The sequence below is a fragment of the Sphingomonas mali NBRC 15500 genome, from assembly GCF_001598415.1.
In the GTDB taxonomy this organism is placed as follows: domain Bacteria; phylum Pseudomonadota; class Alphaproteobacteria; order Sphingomonadales; family Sphingomonadaceae; genus Sphingomonas; species Sphingomonas mali.
In genome coordinates this window covers 67,745-91,239 of record NZ_BCYX01000002.1, presented here as the reverse complement: position 1 = coordinate 91,239, position 23,495 = coordinate 67,745, and the positions used below count along the sequence as shown (strand labels likewise).

Genomic DNA, 23,495 nt, shown 5'->3' with positions numbered 1-23,495 from the left:
CACAGCGCTTTGACAAGCTTTCCAATTAGTGTATACGGAACACAGAGTGCAGAATACAAAAAGGGTTATGATATGAGGGACGAAGCCACGTTCGTCGATGAGAGCCTTCTCAAGAAAGTGCCTCGTTGGAGAGGATACCTAGAGGCAAAGTTAGGCTTCCGCAATCACTGGTATGCTGTCAGGTTATCCGGAGACGTAGGCGAGGGACAGATCGAAAAGGTCACCTTGGCGGGAGAGAATATCCTCTTAAAGCGGATCAATGGCAAGGTTTATGCTATCCGGGATCGTTGTATTCATCGGGGAATACCCTTTTCGCAGAAGCCAGAATGCTATACCCCCGACACCATAACCTGCTGGTATCACGGTTTTACCTATCGATGGTTCGATGGTGTTCTGAGTGATATCTTGGCCGCTCCGGATAGCCGGGTGATCGGCAATCGCAAGGTGCAGACTTATCCGGTCGAGGAGGCGAAGGGGGTCCTCTTCGTGTATTTGGGGGACGAGGGTGTGACGCCGCAGCCGTTGCGCGAGGACGTTCCGCCCTATTTCCTCGACGACGACATGGCGGTGGAGGGTCACGCCTATCTGGTCCAGTCAAACTGGCGGCTGGCGGCGGAAAACGGCTTCGACGCTCTCCATGTCTATATCCATCGAACGTCGCCGCTCTTGGGCAACACGCAGCGCGGTCTTCCCATCGGGCACATTGCAAGTTCCGCGCACATCACCGTCTATGAAGAGGCAGGCGAACCCAAGGGGGTGTATGACGACTTTGAGCAACATAGTGTCGTGTACGACGCAACGGTCGACGGCAATGTGGTTGTAAAGGGGACGCGCAGTTCGCGGCCGCCCGGGCCCGAGTCGCGCTCGTCGGGCGCATCGACCTGGCTTCCCTGTTCGGCGCGGGTCGATAATTTCCCGGACGCGGGCCACTATCAGTTCGAATGGTACACGCCGGTGACCGAGGACAGCCACTACTACCTGATCCTCATCGGCAAGCGGGTAAACTCGGAGGCTGAGGCGCTAGCGCACCGGCAGGAATTCTGGAACCGTTGGAAGCCGTTGTCGCTGGAAGGTTTCAACAACCAGGACATCGAGGCGCGGGTTGGGCTCCAGACGTTCTACAAGGACGATCGCGCCTGGCTCACGGAGGGCCTCATCGAGGCGGATCTGCCCATCATGAAGTGGCGAGAGCTCTGCCATGAACACAATCGGGGGATACAGACCCCCGACCACATCCGATAATTGGATGTACCCGAAAGCGAAGGCGTCTGCGCTCGCGTGCACGCCTTCGCTTTCGGGCGAATGCGCCGATCCGACCGTGGGCCCTCGGCCGAGCCTTCCAGCCCAGCTTGAGCGGGACGTCGCGCGAACAAGACGTTTGCCGGCATATCGACGAATGCCAGCCGGCGGGCAAGCATGGGCCGGTTGCGCGGGCGGCTTGGGCGCGTCTGGACAGCTATGCCGCGCTCCCGAGCCGGGGCGCGGCTATTACGATCATGATCCGCCAAGGCAAGAAACCGCCCATCGCGCCGCCGCCGGATCAACGTTCTCGGTCCCGACCGAAAGGCCTCTATGCGCGGACGGTGCGCTGAAATGCGCTGTCCGGTTGCCGGTTCAAAGTCGAGCGCCTCCGCTCACCTCGATCGTCTGACCAGTGATCCAGCGCGACTGATCGGTAGCAAGGAAAAGGATCACATCCGCGACATCCTCGGGTTGACCCAAGCGCTTGAGCGCCTGCTGGGCAAGCATGCGTTCGCGTCCAGCCTCAGTTTTGAGGAAGGTCGCCATGTCCGTCTCGATCGCTCCGGGCGCGATGGCGTTGACGCGGATTCCCCTTGGGCCGAGTTCGAGGGCGAAGTTGCGCGCCAACACATCGACAGCGCCTTTCGTGGCCGCGTACGCCGAGGTCGCGACCGATGCTGCTCGAGCCACCACAGAGGATAGCAAGATCACCGATGAGCCTTGCTTTAGGTGAGGCGCGAGCTGCTGCACAAGGAAATATGGTGTCCGCACGTTGAGCGCGAACATCATGTCGAAGTCCTCGAGGGTAAGCTCGCCGAATGGCTTGAGCCGCGCTGCGCCGGCGCTCGCGACGACGATGTCGATCTCGGCGGCGCGTGCCCCCAGCGCTGCGATCACGCCGTTCACGGACTCCGGGCCCACGAGGTCCCCACGGATGAGTTCGACGTCGCCGCCGATGGCGCGGATTTCATCCGAGAGGCTATTGGCGGCGTCTTCATTGGAGCCGAAATGGGCGATGATCCGCGCTCCGGCTCGCGCCAGGCTGAGGGCGGCGGCGCGTCCTAATCCACGGGACGCGCCCGTAATGAAAGCCGTCTTCTGTGAAAGCATCACGACCCCCGGCGGCCGTGCCGCGCCAACGTTGAGGTACCCGAAGAGGCGTTTGCCTGAACATAGCCGTTGCTGACCTCGCCCGGCTTGATTGCGCCTGCCCCGATAACGAGTGCTACCTTGCCTTCTAGTGTCGAGGTCATATCATCTCCGATATGCATGAATTCTGCTCCTAGAGCGACGATGAGGGCGTCGGCGCTCGGGGGAACCGGGGCAGCGCCGTCAACAAAGCGGTGGCGAGCACCAGCGCCGCGGCTGTCCCTCCCAAGGCGAAACCATAACTGCCGAAACGATCGAACAGGGCGCCGACCAAATAGGGTCCGACTGCGCTTCCGATCATGAATGCGGCAAAGATCGAACCATAGATCTGGCCGAACGCCCGTGGACCATAATATCGACCGACGAGCAGGGCGAGCAGATCACTTTCGCTGCCTGTGCCGACGCCGATGAGCACGATTCCGGCGATCGCCGGGAAGGCCGACGCCATCGGCAAGGCTAGCATCACCGCGCCAATGGCCGAGGCGAAGAAGCATAATGCCCCGACATACGGCGCGAAAATCCGGTCGAACAGGAAGCCGCAGCAGATCCTCGCGGCCAGCGAGACAACGAAAAGTGCGCTGAATGCCGCGACGCTTGCCTGCGGCGATAGGCCCCGATCCGACAGCAGCGGCTGCAAGTGGATTTCCAGCCCGTGCAACGCGAGTGCCGCGGCGAGGAACAATACGAACATGCTCCAGTAGCCGCGCGTGCGTGACGCCTCCCGCCAGGTCATCCCGGACAGGTCGGATTGCGCGAGCAATTGGCCGGCAGGGCTCGCCGCGCTTCCGCTCCCGGCGAATGACAGAATAACCGGTGCGGCGACGAAAATCGGCAGCGCGGCCAGTCCATAAAAACCGGCGGCCCAGCCGTAGTGGTTGATCAGGAACACGGCAATTCCAGGGGCGATCGCGGCTCCCAGTGACACGCCGCACATGGCAATGCCGAGCGCGAGGCCCCGCGATCGGTCGAAGCGGGCCGAAAGCATTTTTACATAGGCAACCGAACTGGACGCCGATCCCGCCGCCCCGATCCAGACCGCGCACAAGTACAGGCCTGGCAGGCCGCCATGGATGATCGACCAGGGCATGGCCAGCAGCCCGGCAGCAAAGCAGCAGGCGGACACAAAGCCCGGCCGCACGATGCCGAACCTGTCGATGAGCCGTCCCGCCAGCGGCATCGCCAGCGCCATGGACAGAGCAATCGCGGTAATTGCCAACGATACGTCGCCACGCCCCCAGCCGAAAGCCGATTGGAGAGGCTTCAGGAATCCTCCCAGCGGAATGATCGCGACGGGGATCGTTGAGGTCGCCACACCGAGAACCGCTCGTACAAGGATCGACCAGTCGCCCCGATCGAAGCGTTCGCTATGCTTGGCAGCTGACATCTGTTCCGATCCGTACTGATCCTGACTGTGTATGCAGTATACACCGTGTTCGGGAGGGTCAAGCTGGCGGGAAGCGGGGCCGATGCGGCGCGCTCGGCGCGATCCGTCACCATACCAACGGCATGTCGCTCTTACGCAGCGGTCAGGGATAGCTGGCACACGCAAATACGGTTAAGGAAGCTATTCCGAACCACCCGCTGCCAGATCCAGTGCGACATCGACGATCATGTCCTCCTGCCCGCCGACCATGCGCCGGCGGCCAAGTTCGACCAGGATCTGGCGCGTGCCTATGCCATAGTCCTGGCTCGCCTTTTCGGCATGACGCAGGAAACTCGAATAGACGCCCGCATAGCCGAGGCTGAGGGTCTCACGATCGACACGGACTGGGCGGTCCTGCAGTGGCCGGACCAGTTCCTCGGCCGCATCCATCAGCCCGTACAAATCGCAGCCATGCAACCAGCCTTTGCGCTCGGCTGCCGCAATGAAGACCTCGAGCGGCGCGTTGCCGGCGCCCGCGCCCATGCCGGCCAGGCTGGCGTCAATGCGGATCGCGCCCGATTGGACGCCGACGATCGAGTTGGCGACACCCAGGGACAGGTTGTGGTGCGCGTGGATGCCGCGCTGCGTTTCCGGCTTGAGCACGCGGTCATAGGCCTCGCATCGCGCGCGATAAGCGTCCATGTCCATCGCCCCGCCGCTGTCGGTAACGTAGACACAATGTGCGCCGTACGTCTCCATCAGCTTTGCCTGCTGCGCGAGCGCGTCCGGCTCGGACATGTGGCTCATCATCAGGAACCCAGAAACATCCATGCCGAGCCCGCGCGCCGCCTCGATATGCTGTTTCGACACGTCAGCTTCGGTGCAGTGCGTCGCCACGCGAACGGAGCGCACGCCCAGCGCGTAAGCGTGCTTGAGCTCATCGATCGTGCCGATCCCGGGTATCAGCAAGGTGGTCAGCACGCTGTGTTGCAGCACCTCGGCGACGGCCTCGATCCATTCCCAGTCGGTGTGGGCGCCGAAACCGTAGTTGAACGATGAGCCGTTCAGGCCGTCGCCATGCGCAACCTCGATGGCGTCGACCTTGGCCAGGTCGAGCGCGCGGGCGATTTTCCGGACATGATCGATGCCATATTGATGACGGATGGCATGCATGCCGTCGCGCAGCGTGACGTCCTGGATATAGAGCTTGGTCTGTGTGGGGTCGAATGTCATCACGCGGCCTCCCGCTCGAGTATGCGCATCGCGATCTTCTGCCCGGTCCTGAGCCCGGCGGAGGTCATGATGTCGAGATTGCCTGCATAGGCAGGCAGATAGTGGGCCGCGCCCTCGACCTCGAGGAACACGCTGGTCCTGAGGCCCTCGAACCTGCCGAGGCCGGGGATGGTCACGGGATTGTTCGATCCGAAGCGCTCGAACTGCACCTTCTGCTTGAGCCGGTAGCCGGGGACATAGGCGTTGACCTTTGCGACCATCGCTTCGATCGCGGCCTCGATCGTCGCTTCGTCGGCGCCAGACGACAAGGTGAATACCGTATCGCGCATCAGCATCGGCGGTTCGGCCGGGTTGAGGATGATGATCGCCTTGCCCTTGGCTGCGCCGCCGACCTGTTCGATCGCCCGCGCGGTGGTTTCGGTGAATTCATCGATATTGGCGCGCGTTCCCGGGCCGGCGCTCTTCGATGCGATCGACGCGACGATTTCGCCATAATGCACCGTCGCGACCGAGGACACCGCCGCAATGATCGGGATCGTCGCCTGGCCACCGCAGGTGACCATGTTGACGTTGGCGGCCTCGAGATGGGCGTCGCCGTTCACGACTGGAATGACGTAGGGGCCGATCGCCGCAGGCGTGAGGTCGATCATCACCTTGCCCGCTTGCGTGACCAGATCGCTATGCCGGCGATGCGCTCCCGCCGAGGTCGCATCGAACACGATGCCGATCTCGGACCAGACCGGGAGCGCCAGCAAACCGTCGATACCCTCGGCCGTGGTCGCGACGCCCATGCGTTCCGCGCGTTTGAGGCCATCGGAGTCGGGATCGATACCGACAAAGGCGCCCATTTCCAGCGCACTGGACGCCCGCATCATCTTGATCATCAGATCGGTACCGATGTTTCCCGAGCCGATGATCGCGGCCTTGATCGTCTTGGTCATGAAAAGCCTCCTGAGACGCGCGATATGTCCGGAGGCTGTGGAGCGAAAGCCGAAGAGCCTTCAATTACCTCGCCAGGTGAGGTAGTCGGCTCAGATATGAGCGTTGAGCGGGCACTAAAACTGTTCAAGGCCGTCGTCAGAGACGGCGGGAGCAGCTCGATTGCGGTTATCGCGAAGGAACAGAACGTTCCGCTGTCGACGGCACAGCGCTGGATCGCGGCCTTCGAGCGTCAGGGCTTGCTCGTGCAGTCGGGGCAGGGGCGACGCACGATGGGTCTCGAACTTGGCGAACTCGCAGGGTCGGATCGATCGGATCAGGTCCTGCGGGCCGCCGCACTGCCGTTGCTGCGGCGTTTTGCCAGAGCCAACCGCACGACTGTCCACCTCGGTCGATGGGACGGCGAGATGGTGAGCTATCTCGCCAAGGCGTCTTCCGGGCCGGCGATATTCACGCTCGAAGGCATGAAGCTGGAAGGCTATTGCTCCGCGATCGGGAAGGTCCTTTTAGCTCATCTCGGTGCCGGGAACTTGGACGACTATCTTGCCGGCGGCCCTTTCATTGCGCTTACGCACCGAACGATCATAACGTGCGAACAGCTGCGCGACGAGCTTGCGCAGGTTGCCCGCCAGGGGTTTGCGATCGATGACGGCGAGGTACAGGAGGGGCTCCTCTGCTGCGCCGTTCCGGTCCGCGACCAAGCAAATTCAGCCCGCGCTGCTCTGTCGATGTCGGTGCTCCATTCGGGTAAGCAACCCGCAATTCCGCCAATGGTGGAGAAGCTGACCGGCTTACGGCTGGCGCTGGAACGGCGCATATTCGGCACCGGCGCAGACGGTGACCGACCATGATCAGTTTCCGGACCAAATCCTCGGTCGGCTTTCCGACCTGTTAGCGATCGGTCGTCAGTCGCATCGACAGGACCGTGGAGAAGGTCAATCGGCCCGGTCCGCGAGGATGAGTTCCGCCGCCCGAGCCGCCACAGCCATCGTCGGACCGTTGGTATTGCCGGACACCGGGGTCGGCATGATCGACGCATCGACCACTCGTAACGCCTCGATCCCGTGAACCCGGCACCGCCCGTCGACCACCGAAGTCGACGGAGATAGGCCCATCGAGCAGGTGCCGGTCCCATGAAGGCCGGGGCTGATCATCCATTTGAGTTCCTCGATGAGGTCCTCGTCTGTCTGGACCGCCTGGCCCGGCGTCCGTTCTTCGCCAACATAGTCGGTCAGCGAAGGCGAGGCGGCGAGGCGCCTCAGCATCCGCAGGATCTCGACCGCCTTCGATCGATCGCGGCCATCAGACCACCAGTTTGGATTAACCGACGGGCTTTGCGTCGGGTCGGTGGAGACGATTCGTACCGAGCCGCGGGAGAGAGGACGCAAGTCAAAGGCCAGGAAAGTGATGCCAGGCGTTTCGGTGAGCGGCCCGCGGCCGGGGTCCGCCTTCATCTGTTTCGACGACTTCATTGCGAACGGTGCCGCCGCGATCTGGATATCCGGCCAGTCGGTCTGACCGGCGGTCGAGTAGAGCGCCGTCAGCGGCATCCCCACCCTGGTCATGCGACCGGTCCTGAACAGGAAATACTGCAGGGCATGGCGATAGAGACGCCAGCCCGCGAACTCGCGATTGTCGCCGGTGTGGTTGTTGAGGTCGAAACTGATCGAGATCGTGTTATGATCGCACAAGTTCAGCCCGACCGACGGCAGGTCCAGCCTGACCGGGATTCCGTGCTCCGAGAGCAGTTCAGCCGGACCGATACCCGACCGCTGCAGCAGTGCGGGCGAGTTGTATACACCAGCCGAGATGATGACCTCCCTGCTGGCACGATACTCAAACGATGTGCCATCGCCGAGGCGGCCTGTGACGCCCGTGGCGCGAGCGTCATCGACCTGAATCCGGTCTACCACGGCGTGGGACACCACGGTCAGGTTCGCTCGAGACCTGATTGGGGCGACGAAAGCTGTCCAGCTCGACGACCGTTCGCCGCGCCTGTCCACCGTGAACTGCGTGCGCCCGACTCCCTGCGTGCCCGGCGTGTTGATATCCTTCAGCCAGCGTAGCCCCATATTCTTGAATGCATCTGCGATCGGTTCAAGAATCGCATCCTTCAGATCGGATTGAGTCACCTGCAATGGGCCATCGCGCCCGCGTGACGGGTCGGCTCCCTTGTCGTGATAGCTCTCGAGCCAGCGGTAGTTGCGCTCGATCTCGGCCCAGCTCCAGTCGCGAAGCCCTAACTCGCTCCAGCCGTCATAATCCTTCGGCATGCCCCTGAGATACCACATGCCGTTGACCGCGGATGAGCCGCCCAGGCCGCGACCATATTTGTGGGTTTCCGGTTCCCGGCCAAGCAGCGGATCGACCGGAAATTGATAAAAGAACTCCGGCTTTTGTCCTACCGCCATGAAACCGGCGGACATTTTGATGAACCATTGGTTTGTCGGGCCGCCGGCTTCGATCAACAGGACGCGGTTTTGCGGATTCTCGCTCAGGCGGTTGGCGAGCACGCAGCCTGCCGAGCCCGCGCCGACAATCACATAATCGAAGACCTCGCTTGCCAACCCATGCTCTCCTCACATTATCGTTGGCCCAACAATAGAACGGATATTCTTATCAGCCAAGCCCCATCGGCTCTGCATAATTCGACAGACGGCCTTTTCCCCTAACGCACTTGACAGAATGGGGCTTATTGCCTCAACTCACAATGAGAACAACGATTCTGTTATCAGTCGGCCAGATGCGTCGGCGAGAGGGAGATGGGATGCGCGCCTTGGCCACGATGCGCCGGCTGACATTGATACCCCAAGGTATCACGATTGTCGTGTCCGCCTTCCTGCCGATCTTTGCGATTGTAACGATGCTCCCTGCGGTGCCATCGATCATCGACCATTTCGGCTCCGACCCGGCGGCGCATTGGAAGGTGCCGATGATGGTCGCGGCACCAGGATTGACGATCGCGCTGGTGGCGCCATTTGCGGGGTGGCTGGTCGATCTGCTCGGTCGACGTAATCTCCTGATCGCGGCGACGTTTCTGTACGGGATCGTCGGGACGCTGCCCTATTTCGTCGAGAGCCTCGACTTCCTTTTTGCGTCGCGGTTCGTGCTCGGACTCAGCGAAGCGGCGATCCTGACGATCGTCAACACCCTCCTAGGCGATTACTGGGACGATTCCGGCCGGCGTGACTGGTTGTTCATCCAGGGCGTTGTCGGCCCATTTCTTGCCACCGGCGTGATTCTCCTCGCCGGCCCAGTGACGGCGGTGCGATGGAATGGCGTCTTTCTCGTCTATGCGGTCGCGTTTCCGATCGCGCTGGCAATGTACTTCTTCCTGTTCGAGCCCGCCGTCGCCACGAAAGAGCCGGAAGGTTCGGTAGGGACACCGGTCGCAACTGGCTTTCCATGGGCATGGATACTGCTGACCGGCGGCGTCACGCTTCTAACCGCGACTATGTATTACGTGTTCTCCATCAATGGCGGGCTCGCTTTTCGCGAGGTTGGCGTCACGAACCCCGCTCGTCTGAGCGCGCTTATCGCTATCCCCAGCCTGTTCGTGATGCTCGGATCGCTGTTTTTCCGATTGCTGGGCGGAGCGGCCAATGCTGTGCAGCTAGCCGCCTTCTTTCTTATCCTCGGGCTGGGCCTGGTCGGGATCGGCCTCGCTCCCGACTATCGCTGGATGATCGCGGCGGTGGTGCTGCAGCAGATTGGCACCGGGATGACGGTCCCGTCGCTGATCGCCTGGACGCAGACCCGCTTGCCGGTCCAGCATCGCGGTCGCGGCATGGGCGTGTGGACGGCGTGCTTCTTCTTGGGTCAGTTTGTCAGTCCCTGGCTCGTCCACCGCTTCGATCTCATCACCGGATCGATGCAGGGTGCGTTCCTGCTGATGGGGCTCATCGGCCTAGTGTCCGGACTGGTCGCGGCGGCAAGCTTGGCGCGCCGATCCCGACTTGCCGCCACCGCGTCCTGACATGCTGCGGGCGCATATCCGGAACGCGCGGTGGGGCCGCGGCTGCCGGCGCAAATGCCATGATTTGCCTGTTCCCTCCGGCGAATGCATCGCCCGGGATTACCCGGCGGCGGCTACAACCTGCTGATCGATTGCCCCGAATACCGATCTGCCCTGATTGTCGAGCGCCTCCATCCGAACGCGCTCGCCGAACCGAAGAAAGGGGGTCTCGGCCACCCCGCGGTCGACGATTTCGATGCCGCGCCGTTCGGCGATGCAGGACGATCCCACCTCACGGAAGTTCTCGTTCGACACAGTGCCCGAGCCGATGACAGTTCCGGCGCACAGCTGCCGGGTGCGGGCAGCATGAACGATAAGATCGATGAAGTTCCAGGCCATCGGGCCGCCCGAGACGCGACCGAAGCGTTCGCCGCCGCGATCGGTTGACAGCAGAAGATGGATCCGACCGTCGCGCCACTCTTCGCCCAGTTCGTCGGGCGTGGCGGCAATGGGGGCCATCGAGCAGGCGGGCTTCGCCTGGACCCAGCCGAAGCCGGTCTTCATCTCGGGACCCGCCAGCGCCCGCAGCGACCAGTCGTTGATCTGGACGAGCAGGCGGATCGCAGCGGCGGCGGTCGGCGCGTCGGCGCCCATCGGTACGTCGCCGACGATCACACCGAACTCGCCCTCGAAGTCGATGCCGTGCGCTTCGTCGGGTAGCGGAACGTCCGCGTGGGGCGCCAGGAACTGGTTCGAAAGGCCCTGATACATCAGCGGGCGGCCGGTGGATTCAGGTGCTACGCCCAGCACCTGATCCATCAGCTTGCCATGCGAAGGATAAGCGGAGCCGTCGAGCCATTGCCATGCGCGGGGCAGCGGAGCGAGTGTGCTGCGCCAGTCGAAAGCATCTCCCGACCCATCCTCCAGCACCGTTGCGGCGGCAACGCAGGCCGGTAGATTCGCGTCCCAGTCGTCCAGTAATTGCTGAAGCGTCGACACGCCGGCGACCGGGCTGCATCGCAAAAGATCCCGGGAGAGCACCACCAGGCACCCGTCTCTTGTGGCGTTGTCGAGTGTGGCAAATCGCATGGCTGGTCCAGTCGGGTCAGGTTTGGTCGAAGAGCTTGCGCGGAAAGCGTTGGCTGAGCGCGGCCACGAGCAGCAGGAGAACGGCGACCGCTCCCGCCGCAGCCACGAAGCCGTGGCGCGTGGGACCGGCCTGCACCGCTCCGCCCGCGATTACGAAGAACAGCGTGCCCACGCTGGCGGCGCCGAGCGCGGCACCGAGCTGCTGGACGGTTTTGAGCGTGCCGCTGGCGGCGCCGGCATGATGCTTGTCGATGCGCGAGAGCGCGATCGGAGACAGTGGCCCCGAGATGGTGCCCATCCCCAGACCTGCGACGAACAGGCAGGCTTCGGTGGCCGCAATCGGGCAGCCCAGCAACACGGTGGCCGCTAACCCAATCACTCCCAGGATCATGCCGCCCGCGCCCACGGCGATCACCGATCGACCCAGCCGCGATACGATCCGCCGTCCGAGCAGACTGACACCGGTGCCGACGCCGATCGCCAGCGGCATATGGGCAAGTCCCGCCGCCAGCGGGTCCAGACCGAGACCGACCTGCAAGAGCATGGTGAGCACCAGCAGAAACCCGCTGCTCGCCGATGCGAATATCACCGACGTCAGCAGTCCATTGCCGAAACTCCGTTCGCGAAAAATCGCGGGGTCGACCAGCGCCGACCCGACCCGGGCCATGCGCTGGCGCAAATGGGCAAGCAGCCATGCCGCGATTGGCACCGTCGCCAACAACAGCGCCCAGCACCACCACGGCCAGCCTAGTTGGCGCCCCTCCACCAACGGGAAGACCAACGCAAACAGCAAGAGCACAACGAGCGCGTTGCCTGCTAGGTCGAATCGCAACGGATGCGCGGAGCGGCCGCCCGGCAATAGCCAGGTGCCGGCGACGATGCCGGCAAAGCCGACCGGCAGATTGATCAGGAAAATCGTTCGCCATCCAAGTCCTGCGATGTCCGCCTCGATCAACGCACCGCCGATGACGGGACCCAGGACGGCGGCAAGGCCGCCGAGCAGGCCGAAGAAGGACAGCATCCGGACGCGTTCGGCGGGCGGATACAGCAGCTGGATGATCGCAAGTACCTGCGGTCCCATGCACGCCGCGGTCGCGCCCTGGAACAACCGTGCCAGCACGAGCTGTGTCGGCGTCTGCGCGAACCCGCAAAGAGCGGAGGCGAGCGTGAAGGCGGCCATGCCGCCAACGAACATGCGTCGATAGCCCAGCAAATCGCCGAGACGACCGCCGCCGATTAACAGGATCGCGAAGGCGGTCGAATAGCCCGCAACCATCCACTGCACGGCAATGTCGCCAGCGCCGAGGCTGCCCCGGATCGCGGGAATGGCGACGTTCACGATCGTTCCGTCGAGCACGTCCATGAAGAACGCGACGCTGACGGTGGCGAAGGCGAGTGTGCGCGCCGCCGGGCTGAAGCGCGCCGCCCGGGCGGCGGCGCTCTCGATTCCCGCGGGCGACGATGCAAGGCTGGTCATGGCGGGCTTTGTCCGGGACAGTCAGAGGCGCGCCGAGCGGGAGCGGGACGTCGTGCCGCCGCCGTGGCACCAACGGAGCATCGCCCTCAGGCGACGATCTCGAGTTCCTTGCCGTCGCGCGTCGTCGGCACGAACGGCAGGTAGGAGACGCGAATGCGCTCGGCGAGCGCGAGCTTGTGAAGGCCCGGAGCGAGGCCACCCTCTTTCACGATGACGATGCGGACCTTCTCCCCGAAATTCCACCGCTCGGTATATTCGGTCTCCATCTCGTCGAGCGTCCAGCTGCGGCCGTTCTTGGTGACGCGCACCGCGTCGCGCGGGACTGCTTCGCCATCGACAGTGACCGCGACATCCTCGATCATCGAGAATCCGATACCGCGATAATAAGGTAGCCGCGCGAGAAACGCGAAGCCGACGACCTGGCCGCCTTCGATCACATTCTCGAATCCGTCCTCACAGATCATGTATTTGTCGAACATCGTTCTTGCTCCTTAGACGAGGGTAGGTTGGGCAAGTGCCGGTTCGGCGATCAGTTTCCGGAACATCTCCTGCTGGCGGCGCACCTGTTCGATCGAGTCGACCGGGAAAGCATCCTGGATCCACCGGTTGCCTTCATACTCGGAGCAGACATAACCCTTGTAGCCGCCCTTCTTCAGAACCCGGAAGATCTCGTCATACGGGATCGAATATTCGATACCGTCATCGGTCATCTCGTAGAATTTGCCGTGGATGTTCCAGATGCGGCCCATGAAATCGAGCATGCGCTTGGGTTCGAACGCCGCATTGTGGCGCAGCGTCGCGGCCATCGCCATGGCGGGACCGGTGCCGCCCATTTTCTCGACCTCGAGCATGACATACTCGCTAAGCACGCGGTCTTCATAGGCCTGCTCGATATAGTCGGCGATGGGCTGCGGCACGCCGTCACGAAGGAATTTCTCCTTCCACACCCGCGGAAAGCGGAACAGGAACATGCCCATGTCCGGCAGGAAGCCCAAATAGTCGGACCCGGACTTCTCGAAGGCCTCGGCGTGCCGGATGATCCACGGATGGTCGAAATGAAGAGGCGCATGCACCTCGACCAGGATGCGGACGTTGCGGCTCTCGGCATGATCGGCGCACGCCACCAGGACTTCCGGCGCGACCGACACGAGCGAGCGGGCATAAGCGCATCCGAGCCGAGCGGCATGGTCGATATCGATCTTGCACGACGCGACTTGTTCCTCGAACGGCATCGGCCGGTCTTTGTATTTCTTATAGTCGAGCATGAAATCGTGGCAGACCGGCGTCGTACCGTACTTCGCCATCAATGCGTGCCAGGCATCGTAGGTACTGGCGGGCAAGGGATTGGGATAATCGGCGAAGGTTTGCTCGCTAATGACCTCGATCCCGCAGGCGCCCATTTCAGCGGAAACGGCGATCAGATCCTCGAGCGACTTCTGGCCAAGAAAATATTCTTCCTGGTAGCTGTACAGACTAACGCCTTGTTTGATGTCAAAGCCGGACATGCATTCCTCTTCCCGTCTGGATGCCCCGGCGCGGGCAAGAATGAACGTCGGCGCCGCCGATAGGGCTTCGCAGGAGGCAACAGCTGGCAGCGCTCGCCGATTGGTGCCGCCGCTGAATGTCCGTCAGGCGCCCATCGCAGGCACCGACAGCCGCCTCGCCCGAAGACCTCGGACTAGCGCCTTTCGTATTCGGAACTATCATTCTAATTTTGGTGCGTCAATCGCCCATAGTCAGCGGGCGCGATCTTTTCCTGTCGTCAGATAGGCGGTCGCCATCGACGCAAGATCGAACTTCAGATCCTCCCAATCGCCTTGTTCCGACGATTCCATCGACGATCCCAGACCAAGGAAGCGCGCCAGTGCGGCATAAATGACCGAATAGATGGCGCGGGCCGCTCGCTCTTTTTCGCTGTGGCTGAAATCGTCGCCGAACCGGAGCATCGCGTCCACTGCCACGCGCGCAACAGCGTCATGGGCGCTTCTTCCCATGCTCCCGACGACGGTGTCCTGGTTGGCGCGGAGCATCATCGGCCGCAGGATGCTGGCATGCCGTTTAAGCGACTCGGCGAGCTCGTCGACCAGCATGCCCATCAGGCCCTCGAGCGTCGTCGCGTGCCGGCTCAGCCGCGCCAACATGCCCGATTGCTCCTCCGTGATCGCAGCGGACACCCGCTGCTGTACCGCCCTGATCAAGTCGTCCTTGCTGTCGAAGCGGCAATAGATCGATCCGATCGAGACCTTGCCGCGCTTACCCACCTCTGTAAGCGTTATTTCGTCACTACCACTCTCGCGCAACAGCTTCTCCGCTGCATCGAGCATCCGTTCGTACGAGGCACGGCTGCGCGACTGCTGCGGTACCCTCAGCGCCTTCTCGGCTGGCTCCGGCGTGGCCGCACCGCCGCTGCCTTTCGACGAAGCCGATTTCGTAATGGTATCTTCGGTTCTCTTTTTGGCGTTCGTGTTCAGCATAGTGCGGACATAGTCGGCTCTCCTGCCTGCGTCAAAACGCGCATGTGGGCAGATTTCGTCTGTCTGCCGGGACAGCGCGCGTCAATTGGACGCGGCTGCCGGCACGGGGTCAGAGTCCCAGGGCGGTCCGGGTACGTGCCAGCGTCTCCTCGGTCGGCCCGGTCGGCTTATACTCCAATCCGAGCGCGCCATCATAACCCAGTGAGCGCAGCACGGCCATGTAGCGGGCCCAGTCGATCGTGCCGGAGCCCGGCTCATGGCGGCCCGGCACATCGGCAACCTGGACGTGACCGACTAGGTCGATACGGTCGGCGAGCACCTTCGCGGGGTCTTCATCCATCACCGTCGAATGATACATGTCGTAGAGCAACCGCAGGTGCGGGCTGCCGACCTCGGCGACGATGTCGAGCCCCTCAACAGTGCTGACGAGGAACATGCCGGGATGCTCGACCCGATCATTGAGTGGTTCGAGCAGCAAGGTGATGCCGGCCTCGCCTGCCAGGACCGCGGCCTGCTTCAATACCGATACCGCACAAGCGTGCTGCTCTTCTCGCGAAACGTCTGGCCGCGTAAAGCCCGAGGCAACTACAAGCGTTGGCGAGCCCACGTGCCGCGCTGCCCCCAGGCTATCGCGTACCGCCCCGATGAATTCCTCATGTTGCGCGGGGTCGACCAGGCTTCGGCGCGGCTCGACGACCATGCTCGACAGACCGACGCCTGTTTCGTCCAGCGTGCGTCGGATATCGTCCAGCGGCTTGTCGCGCCACAGGTGAAACTCGACCGTTTTCAGGCCCGCGGCCTTGGCGGCGCGAATACGATCGCAGAAGTCTGGGCACTCGTCGGCAAAGAGCCATTCGATGCAGGCGGAGAGGTACATAGTGTCTTCCTTTACATTGGGTGGGGTCTTCGAGATTAGGCTAGGCCGAGCACCTGCCGGTTCAGCGCGCTGTCGCCGCCTGCGGCCGCGAAGTCGTCGAATGCGCGGTCGGTAACCCGGATGATATGATCGCGGATAAACGGCGCGCCCTCGGCGGCGCCGGCCTCGGGATGTTTGATCGCGCATTCCCATTCGAGCACGGCCCAGCCGGGGAAATCGTTGAGCGCCATTCGGGAGAAAATCCCTCCGAAGTCGACCTGGCCGTCGCCGAGTGACCGGAAGCGACCGGCGCGATCCGCCCAGTCGGCATAGCCACCGTAAACCCCGGAGCGCCCAGTCGGATTGAACTCCGCGTCCTTGACGTGGAAGCAGGCGATTCGCTCGTGATAGAAGTCTATGAACTGCAGATAGTCGAGCTGCTGAAGCACGAAATGGCTGGGATCGTAGAGCAGCCTTGCACGGGGATGCTCGTCGACTGCCGCGAGGAACCGCTCGAAGGTGATGCCGTCGTGCAGGTCTTCTCCCGGGTGGATCTCGTAAGCCAGATCGACGCCTGCCTCATCGAAGGCGTCGAGGATCGGGCGCCAGCGGCGTGCAAGCTCTGCGAAGGCGTCCCCGATCAGTCCCACCGGACGTTGCGGCCACGGATAGACATAAGGCCAGGCCAACGCGCCTGAAAAAGTTGCGTGCGCGGTCAGGCCGAGGCGCCGGCTCGCCCGCGCGGACAAATGAAGCTGCTCTACCGCCCAGCGCTGTCGTTCCGCGGGGTTGCCATGCACCGCCGGCGGGGCGAACGCGTCGAACATCGCATCATAAGCCGGATGCACGGCGACCAACTGACCCTGGAGGTGCGTTGACAACTCCGTGATCGCCAGTCCCTTTTCGACAAGCATTCCCTTGATCTCGTCACAATAGACCTGGCTTTCGGCGGCGCGGGCGAGGTCGAACAGTCGCGCATCCCAGCTCGGAATTTGAATGCCTGCGTAGCCAAGGCCCGCTGCCCACTCGGCGATGGTATCGAGTCGGTTGAACGGTGCCGTATCGCTCGCGAATTGGGCAAGGAAGATGCCCGGTCCCTTGATCGTCTTCATTGTGCGATTCCCCTACCGGCCGTCAAAAGCGACCCAGCCGGATTGCTCCCGGCTGGCGCGCACCGCCGTGTCGATGAACGCCATGCCGCGCACGCCCTGGTGGACTCCTTGCAAGGCGGGCGCGGTGCCGCCGCGCAGCACCGTGGCAACATCGCGGTACAGGTTCGCGAATGCTTCGAGATAACCTTCCGGATGCCCGCCCGGCAGCCGCGTCGCGGCGCGCGCATCGGCGCCCAACCCGGCGTCGCCGGTGCGCAGCACCTCGGTCCAGCCGTCGGAGAAATGGAGCGAAAGGCTGTTCGGCTGTTCCTGGTGCCAATCGAGCGACCCGGTTTCGCCATAGACGCGAATGCGCAGTCCGTTCAGCTCCCCGATCGAAATCTGCGACGCCATCAATACGCCTCGCGCGCCGCCTTCGAAGCGCAAGAGCACGCTGACATCATCGTCGAGCCGGCGTCCGGGTACGACCGTGCCGAGGTCGGCGAGCAACCGATCCACCGACAGCCCTGTGACGAACTCCGCCAGATTGAACGCGTGGACGCCGATATCGCCGATGCAGCCGCCGGGGCCTGCTTGCGTCGGATCGACGCGCCATACGGCCTGCCGGTTATCCGCATGCTCGGCTGGGCCGGCAAGCCATCCTTGAGGATATTCGACCACGACCTTGCGGACCGCTCCGATCGCCCCGCGCCGGACGCGCTCGCGTGCTTCGCGGACCAGGGGGTAGCCGGTATAAGTATAGGTAAGGGCGTAAGGGCGACCGGCCGCGGCCACGGCATCGCGCAACGTGCGCGCCTCTTCCAGGGTCGCGGTGGCGGGCTTGTCACTCACGACGGCGAAGCCCGCCGCCAGCGACTGCGTTGCGGCCGACAGGTGGTGGCAATTGGGCGTGGTGATCGCGACAAAATCGATTGGGTCGGCGCGGGCAGCTTCGGCGGTGAGCATGGCCGCGACGTCGGGATAGGCACGCCGCGGATCGATGCCGTAAATCTCGCCGGCAAGAGCCGAGCGCGCGGCATCGCTGCTGAACGCTCCTGCGACCAGCGCGATCTGGCCGTCCAGTTCTGCGGCCATCCGATGTACCGGGCCGATAAACGATCCCGGTCCGCCGCCGATCAGACCCATGCGCAGCCGCTCGGCCATCATCCGCTCCCATTTTTAGAATCAATATTCTATTATTGGCGCTTTTCGGCGATCCACGTCAAGCGCGATCGCACGTCCTGCGCTCAGTCGAAGATCGCCACCGCGCGCGTCCAGCCCGCAGAGCCGCCCTTTATCTTTGCCGGGAAACACGAAACGAGGAAGCCGGTGGGGGGCAACAGGTCCAGATTGGTCATCTTTTCCATGTGGCAATAGCCGATCTCGCTTCCGGCCTTGTGACCTTCCCAGATCAACGACGTATCCCCGCTTTCCGCGACCCGGCGTGCGGTGTGGGCAAATGGTGCGTCCCATGACCAGGCGTCGGTACCGGTTACCCGAACGCCACGCGACGTAAGGTACAACGTCGCCTCGCGACCGATGCCGCAACCCTTGCCGAGGAAGTCGGGCTGACCCAACGCGGCGCCAGCCGCGGTGTTCACCAGAACGATATCTAGCGGCTGGAGATCGTGGCCGGTGTCAGCCAGAGCATTCGCGATCTCGCTTGCCGTGACGATATGGCCATCTGGCATCGCCCGGAGGTCAAGCTTCACGCCGGGTCTGAAGCACCAGTCGAGCGGGACTTCGTCGATCGTGATCGCCCGCTCGCCGCCGTTCATCGTCGGGTGATAATGCCAGGGTGCGTCGAGGTGCGTGCCGTTATGGGTGGAGAGGGTGAGCGTTTCCGATGCCGCGAAGCCTTTTCCGCCTGGCACCTCGTCTGCCGTCACTCCGGGGAAGAAAGTCTGGAGCTCCGCCATTGTGTCGGCGTGGGTCTGGTATTGGATCGACGGTCGCATGAATGGGGGATCGGTAATCACCGACGGATCGAGCGTGATCGACAGATCGACGAAGCGACGGCTCATGCGACGTACCCTCCCAGCGCTTCGGCCAGCCAATCGGCGATATAGTCACGACCGAACGACATATTGTCGACGCCGACATGCTCGACGCCGCCTTCGCGCGCGGTGAAGAATTTCAGTTCGCGCGCAGGACTGTTGATAAGCTGGTCGAACGTACGATGCGCGTATTCCGGACCGATCTGACGGTCGTTTTCGCCGTGCGTCACCAGGAACGGTACGCGGATACGGTCCAGGATGCCGTCAAGCGTCATACCCGCGGACTTGGCGAGGAAGTCGTCCATATCGGTGGCGCCGAACACCCACATCACATGCTTCCAGTAATGCGGTACTGGATTTTCGCCCTCGCGCCGCAGCCGCTTCTGCTGCACCTCCGCCCAGTCATGATTGGCCCCCCACACCGCGGCGGCCGCAAATCGCGGTTCGAAGGCGACGGCACGCGGCACGAAATACCCGCCCAGCGAGATGCCCGCCATGCCGATCCGCCGCGCGTCGACGCCGGGCTGCGCCTCGAGCCAATCGACGACCGGCGATGCCCAGCGCTCGCTTTCGTGTGTCGCGTGCAGCCCCCCGGCGCGCAACGCCTCTCCGGTCCCCGGCTGGTCGATGCACAGCGTCGAAACACCCCGGCGCAGCAGGGCTCCGGGCAACCCGGTCCAATAGAGCAGCTCCTTGCAGCTATCGAGGCCGTTGACGAAGACAACCAGTGGCGCGTTTCCCGCAGCCCGCGTCAGCACGCCCGGGAGGCTGCCGCCGGGGACGGGAATCTCGACGCGCTCGGCATTTTCGCGGCCAAGCGCCATCGCTCGGCGGAATGCGTCCTGGCCCTTGCGAAATGTCTCCATCCGCTCGGAACTGCCTTGGCCCTGCATCCGCTCGGCGGTGATATAATAGAGGCTCGCACGTTGCAGCTTGGCGCCCGCTGAAAAGGCGCGCCCGCGCTGTTCGTCGTCGGCGGCGAGCTCGGCCAGTTTGTCCGCCATCCGGACCCATTCGACCAGGAACCGATCAGTTCCGGCGTCCTCTCCTCTCTGCGCCGCCTCAAGCAGCGGCCGGCACATGTCCTCGATCTCGCCGATCCGGGCGCCGCTCTCGATCGCTATGTCGACCGACAGGTTCCAGACATAGTTGTTCGGGAAATATTGAAACATGGCCATGATGGGGTCTCGAAGGATGGGCGCGGGAATCTGACAATTGCGTCAACGGGTTGCAGCAGGGCGCGCCGGAGAAGAACGGGGTCGTTCCGGGCAGCGTCTCAACCGGCTAACGATCGGGGGCGAGGGGGCTGCCCGGTGGCTAGCCACGAGCGACGTCGTGCAAGCCGTCGCCCGCTTGACCAGTGCGATCGTCATGCCGGCGCGACCTGCCACAGACCCTTGTCGGGCGCCGGCTGGGGCAGGGCTTGTGGGCCACCGACGCCGATGCCCCACTGGTCCATTGCCTCGGGCGACGGAGCGTGCACCTGGTGCTGGTGATGCTCGTCGTCGACCTGTTCGAGTTCGGAAGTATATTCGACGACGTTCATGGCGGGCGTGGTGAAATAGCTGAACGTGTTGTTGCCAGCCGTATGACGTCCGGGCCCCCACTGGATGGCGACGTCGTTCTTCTTCAGACGCGCGACGCCCTTCATCATGTCGTCGATCGTGAGAACGTCATAGGCGACGTGATTGAGGCAAGGCGGGCCGGGCAGAATGGCCAGTCGGTGATGCCATGCGTTGCAGCGCATGAAGCACATGAAATCGCCGAGCCAGTCGGACACGCGAAAGCCGAGCGCGCGCTCATACCACGCGACCAGCGCCTTGTGATCGGGCGAGTGGATCACGACGTGGCTGATCTTGACCGGGATCGCCTCGCCGCGTTCGAGCGCGCGCGCTTCGCCCTGCTCGACGTCGGCGGATATCTGGGTCTCACGCCCGTCGGGATCGAAGAAGCGGAATCCATAGCCGCCACCCAGCGTCGCGAGTTGCTGTGGCTCAGTGACGATCCGTCCGCCAGCCTCCCGCACTTGCTCGAACAGCGCGTCGACATCACTGCGCGTGTCGGCCGCCCAACCGATCATATCGACACGTTGGGTCTCGTCCTGGCGAAGGCGAACGACATATTTCTCCGCGGTGCCGGCCGCCGCGAAATAGGCCATGCCGTCGTCGGACGGAACCTCGGCCAACCCCCAAACGTCGTTGTAGAAGCGGCGTTCGGCGGCCAGGTCAGGGACGGCATATCCCACGAAACGGATTTCGGAAACGCGAGCCATTAGTCTCTCCTGTTGTCGATCGGCGCGAGTTGTCGTTGGTCGGCCAAATCGATCTCGACCTTGAGCGGCCGGTCGAGCGACGACGGGCCAATGCCAACCCGGAATCGGCCGGAAGGCGTCTGCCACTCGTCCGCACGCCAGCGTCGCAACGCGATCGGGTCGACCGCCACCACGATTTCTTCGACATCGCCCGCGGCGATCACCTGCTTCGCGAAGCCCAACAGCGCCAGGCCGTCGTCCTCGCGATAAACCTGCGCCACCGCCGCGGCTGCGCGCCGGCCGACATTTCGGACCACGACCCGGCAGTCGAGGCCACCGTGCGCCATCGACGTGACACGGGCGCTCTCGAAGACGAAGCGGCCATAGCCAACCCCCTCGCCAAATCCGAAGGCCGGTTGCCGCCCGTGCTCGGCCATTCCGCGATACCCGATGCCAAGCCGTTCGGCATAAGGCAGGCGTCCCGCCTGGTCGGGAACCGCGTGCAGTGCCGGATAGTCAGACTCTGTTGCGGCCAGCGCCAGCGGCAGGCGACCCGATGGCTCCAGGTCTCCGGCAAGCACGGCGGCCAGCGCGGGCCCGAACGCCTCGCCTGGATACCAGACGCAAAGCAGTGCGGCGGCGCCTTCGGCAAAGCCAGGATCGAACGCATGCCCAACATTGACGGCGACGATCGTCTTTGGGTTTGCCGCTATGACCTGACGGGCGAGCGCTTGTTGATCTGCGGGAATTGCCGTGGTCTCGCGATCCTTGCTCTCCACGCCGGCATCGGCCGTTTCGCCGACCAGCAAGAGTACCGCGTCGGCGTCGTGCGCGGCCGCCACTGCCTCCGCCAGCATGGCGCCGGCATCGTGCGGCGGATCGATTCCGAACCATAGGCCGTGCGCGCGGGCGGCGGTGTAGCGCAGCTCCGCTTCGACCAAAACGGGCACGTTCGCTTCCAGCGCGATTGCCACGGCCTCGCTGTCGCCGCTCTTGAGCGCACCCATCACGTCGGCGGCGGGGATGTATCGCTCCGCCGCCAGCACCTCGCGACCATCGATCCGCAGGCGCACGGATCCAGTTCCGCCGATCAAGAACCGGTGCGTGCCGGCGACGGCGGGCGTGAACCACCCACTTGCCTTGACGCCGCCCGAGCGATCGAACGCGCCGAGCTCGTGCATGCCATGGAACCAGGTGAGCGAGTTGGTGTCGCGAGTCTCGCGACCGAGCGCGATGGTGAAATCATGGTCTGCGAAATACTCGACCGTCATACCGCGCGTGCCGTCGCCAAGGTCGCACGCAGGCGTCGCCGGCATCGGAGGCAGGCGGTAGGCGGGGGGGCAGCCCGGAGCAAAGCGCACCGTGGCTGGGCCGAACCGCGCCGCGAGCGCCGGAAGAGGCAGTGTAGCATCGGGCCGGAGCGCGATCCTGGCGAACGTACCGCCCTGAAAGCAGGGTGCGACCGCATTCGGCCCGATGACCGCCAATCGGCGGACCGCTCCCGGAACCAGCGGCAGCACCTCATCTTCGTTGCGGAGCAGAACGAAGCCCGCGGCCGCGGCCTCCGTCAGCACAGTGTCACGGTCATCGTCGGGCGCGGCGGGCGCAGGCCCCGACCAGCGTCGGGCCGCGTCGAGCATGCGACGGCCGGCCTGCGCCACGCGCTCCGGCGCGACCTCGCCAGCTGTCACGGCTTCACGCAGCTTCTCTCCCATGAAACGGGCCGGGCCCGGCATTTCCAGGTCCAACCCCGCATTGATCGACGCGGCGCCCGCGTGGGTACCGAACCAGTCACTGACAGTGAAACCCGCGAACCGCCAATCCTCACGCACAACGCGAGAGAGGATGTGAGCGTTCTGGGCACAATATTCGCCGTTCAGTTTGTTGTAGGCAGCGAGCAGCCCCGCGCAGCCGGCGCGGACGGCGAATTCGAACGGCATCAGATAGATTTCGCGCAGAGTCGCTTCGTCGACGATCGCGTCATAGCGGTCGCGCTGCGTCTCCGTGTCGTTGCAGACGAGGTGCTTCGCGACCGACCCGACCCGGCAGCGCTGCACTCCGCCAATCCAGGCTGCACCCAGTTCGCCGGCCAGCAGCGGGTCCTCGCCGAACATCTCGAACGCGCGGCCGGCGTTGGGCGTGCGCGCCAGGTTGAGGTTGGGCGCGAGGATCAGGTCGACGCCAAGGCGCTTCGCCTCCATTCCGACGATGGTGGCGACCTTCGCCACCAAGGTGCGATCCCAGCTAGCGCCCATAGCGACGCCGCTCGGCGTCAGAACCGAGACGTCCCGCTCGTCCACGCGGCCGCTCGCAATCCCCATCGGGCCGTCGGCCATTCGCACCGACGGCGCGTTACCGCCAGGGTGGGTGGACCACATG

General features: G+C 63.7%; 20 protein-coding genes. 3 read left to right on the top strand and 17 right to left on the bottom strand.

The features are described from left to right. Positions 1 to 72: 72 nt before the first annotated feature. Positions 73 to 1,242, top strand: coding sequence for a Rieske 2Fe-2S domain-containing protein (locus SMA01S_RS02570; RefSeq protein ID WP_066816991.1), 1,170 nt, complete (start codon positions 73 to 75; stop codon positions 1,240 to 1,242). Between the two features lie 372 nt (positions 1,243 to 1,614). On the opposite strand, the gene SMA01S_RS02565 is transcribed toward SMA01S_RS02570, so the two are convergent. The 4 genes from SMA01S_RS02565 to SMA01S_RS02550 all read right to left on the bottom strand — a co-directional run bounded on the left by SMA01S_RS02565 (position 1,615) and on the right by SMA01S_RS02550 (position 5,928). Further along, entirely contained in the window at positions 1,615 to 2,352 is a 738-nt protein-coding gene (locus tag SMA01S_RS02565) for an SDR family NAD(P)-dependent oxidoreductase (protein ID WP_066816989.1), read from the bottom strand. Between the two features lie 172 nt (positions 2,353 to 2,524). Then, the gene (locus SMA01S_RS02560) at positions 2,525 to 3,775 is read right to left on the bottom strand and encodes an MFS transporter (RefSeq protein ID WP_066816987.1); all 1,251 of its coding nucleotides are present in this window, start codon (positions 3,773 to 3,775) and stop codon (positions 2,525 to 2,527) included. 180 nt (positions 3,776 to 3,955) lie between these two features. Next, positions 3,956 to 4,987: a 4-hydroxy-2-oxovalerate aldolase gene (dmpG, locus tag SMA01S_RS02555; RefSeq protein ID WP_066816985.1), complete on the bottom strand. Its 1,032-nt coding sequence runs from the start codon at positions 4,985 to 4,987 to the stop codon at positions 3,956 to 3,958. Then, on the bottom strand, positions 4,987 to 5,928 hold the full coding sequence (locus SMA01S_RS02550; RefSeq protein WP_066816984.1) for an acetaldehyde dehydrogenase (acetylating): 942 nt from the start codon (positions 5,926 to 5,928) through the stop codon (positions 4,987 to 4,989). Before SMA01S_RS02550 ends, dmpG begins: the two co-directional genes overlap by 1 nt. Positions 5,929 to 6,024: 96 nt before the next feature. Between SMA01S_RS02550 and SMA01S_RS02545 the strand changes: the two genes are divergently transcribed. Further along, entirely contained in the window at positions 6,025 to 6,777 is a 753-nt protein-coding gene (locus SMA01S_RS02545) for an IclR family transcriptional regulator (RefSeq protein WP_066816982.1), read from the top strand. An 84-nt stretch (positions 6,778 to 6,861) separates the two neighbouring features. Here the strand turns inward: SMA01S_RS02545 and SMA01S_RS02540 are convergent, their stop codons facing one another. Continuing rightward, positions 6,862 to 8,493, bottom strand: coding sequence for a GMC family oxidoreductase (locus tag SMA01S_RS02540; RefSeq protein WP_066816980.1), 1,632 nt, complete (start codon positions 8,491 to 8,493; stop codon positions 6,862 to 6,864). A 200-nt stretch (positions 8,494 to 8,693) separates the two neighbouring features. Between SMA01S_RS02540 and SMA01S_RS02535 the strand changes: the two genes are divergently transcribed. Next, a complete protein-coding gene (locus SMA01S_RS02535; protein WP_066816978.1) occupies positions 8,694 to 9,902 on the top strand; it encodes an MFS transporter in 1,209 nt (402 codons plus the stop codon). A 99-nt stretch (positions 9,903 to 10,001) separates the two neighbouring features. On the opposite strand, the gene SMA01S_RS02530 is transcribed toward SMA01S_RS02535, so the two are convergent. The 12 genes from SMA01S_RS02530 to SMA01S_RS02475 form a co-directional block, all read right to left on the bottom strand. Continuing rightward, a complete protein-coding gene (locus SMA01S_RS02530; RefSeq protein WP_066816976.1) occupies positions 10,002 to 10,970 on the bottom strand; it encodes a fumarylacetoacetate hydrolase family protein in 969 nt (322 codons plus the stop codon). A 16-nt stretch (positions 10,971 to 10,986) separates the two neighbouring features. Continuing rightward, the gene (locus tag SMA01S_RS02525) at positions 10,987 to 12,447 is read right to left on the bottom strand and encodes an MFS transporter (RefSeq protein ID WP_084249996.1); all 1,461 of its coding nucleotides are present in this window, start codon (positions 12,445 to 12,447) and stop codon (positions 10,987 to 10,989) included. 86 nt (positions 12,448 to 12,533) lie between these two features. Then, complete coding sequence (locus SMA01S_RS02520; RefSeq protein WP_066816974.1) at positions 12,534 to 12,926, bottom strand: C-glycoside deglycosidase beta subunit domain-containing protein; 393 nt, start codon at positions 12,924 to 12,926, stop codon at positions 12,534 to 12,536. A 12-nt stretch (positions 12,927 to 12,938) separates the two neighbouring features. Further along, positions 12,939 to 13,952, bottom strand: coding sequence for a sugar phosphate isomerase/epimerase family protein (locus SMA01S_RS02515; RefSeq protein WP_066816969.1), 1,014 nt, complete (start codon positions 13,950 to 13,952; stop codon positions 12,939 to 12,941). Positions 13,953 to 14,183: 231 nt separating this feature from the next. Continuing rightward, positions 14,184 to 14,921, bottom strand: coding sequence for a TetR/AcrR family transcriptional regulator (locus SMA01S_RS02510; RefSeq protein ID WP_084249995.1), 738 nt, complete (start codon positions 14,919 to 14,921; stop codon positions 14,184 to 14,186). Between the two features lie 109 nt (positions 14,922 to 15,030). Continuing rightward, complete coding sequence (locus tag SMA01S_RS02505) at positions 15,031 to 15,798, bottom strand: hydroxypyruvate isomerase family protein (protein WP_066816967.1); 768 nt, start codon at positions 15,796 to 15,798, stop codon at positions 15,031 to 15,033. 35 nt (positions 15,799 to 15,833) lie between these two features. Then, positions 15,834 to 16,889, bottom strand: a complete 1,056-nt coding sequence (locus SMA01S_RS02500) for a sugar phosphate isomerase/epimerase family protein (protein WP_066816964.1) — start codon at positions 16,887 to 16,889, stop codon at positions 15,834 to 15,836. A 12-nt stretch (positions 16,890 to 16,901) separates the two neighbouring features. Further along, entirely contained in the window at positions 16,902 to 18,032 is a 1,131-nt protein-coding gene (locus SMA01S_RS02495) for a Gfo/Idh/MocA family protein (RefSeq protein WP_066817495.1), read from the bottom strand. Positions 18,033 to 18,115: 83 nt separating this feature from the next. Then, positions 18,116 to 18,892, bottom strand: a complete 777-nt coding sequence (locus SMA01S_RS02490) for a cyclase family protein (protein WP_066816963.1) — start codon at positions 18,890 to 18,892, stop codon at positions 18,116 to 18,118. After that, positions 18,889 to 20,043, bottom strand: a complete 1,155-nt coding sequence (locus SMA01S_RS02485; RefSeq protein ID WP_066816962.1) for an alpha/beta hydrolase family protein — start codon at positions 20,041 to 20,043, stop codon at positions 18,889 to 18,891. The genes SMA01S_RS02490 and SMA01S_RS02485 overlap by 4 nt, the downstream gene beginning before the upstream one ends. Positions 20,044 to 20,234: 191 nt before the next feature. Beyond that, positions 20,235 to 21,137, bottom strand: coding sequence for a VOC family protein (locus SMA01S_RS02480; protein ID WP_066816961.1), 903 nt, complete (start codon positions 21,135 to 21,137; stop codon positions 20,235 to 20,237). After that, complete coding sequence (locus tag SMA01S_RS02475; RefSeq protein ID WP_218016803.1) at positions 21,137 to 23,452, bottom strand: beta-glucosidase; 2,316 nt, start codon at positions 23,450 to 23,452, stop codon at positions 21,137 to 21,139. The genes SMA01S_RS02480 and SMA01S_RS02475 overlap by 1 nt, the downstream gene beginning before the upstream one ends. Positions 23,453 to 23,495: the final 43 nt, after the last annotated feature.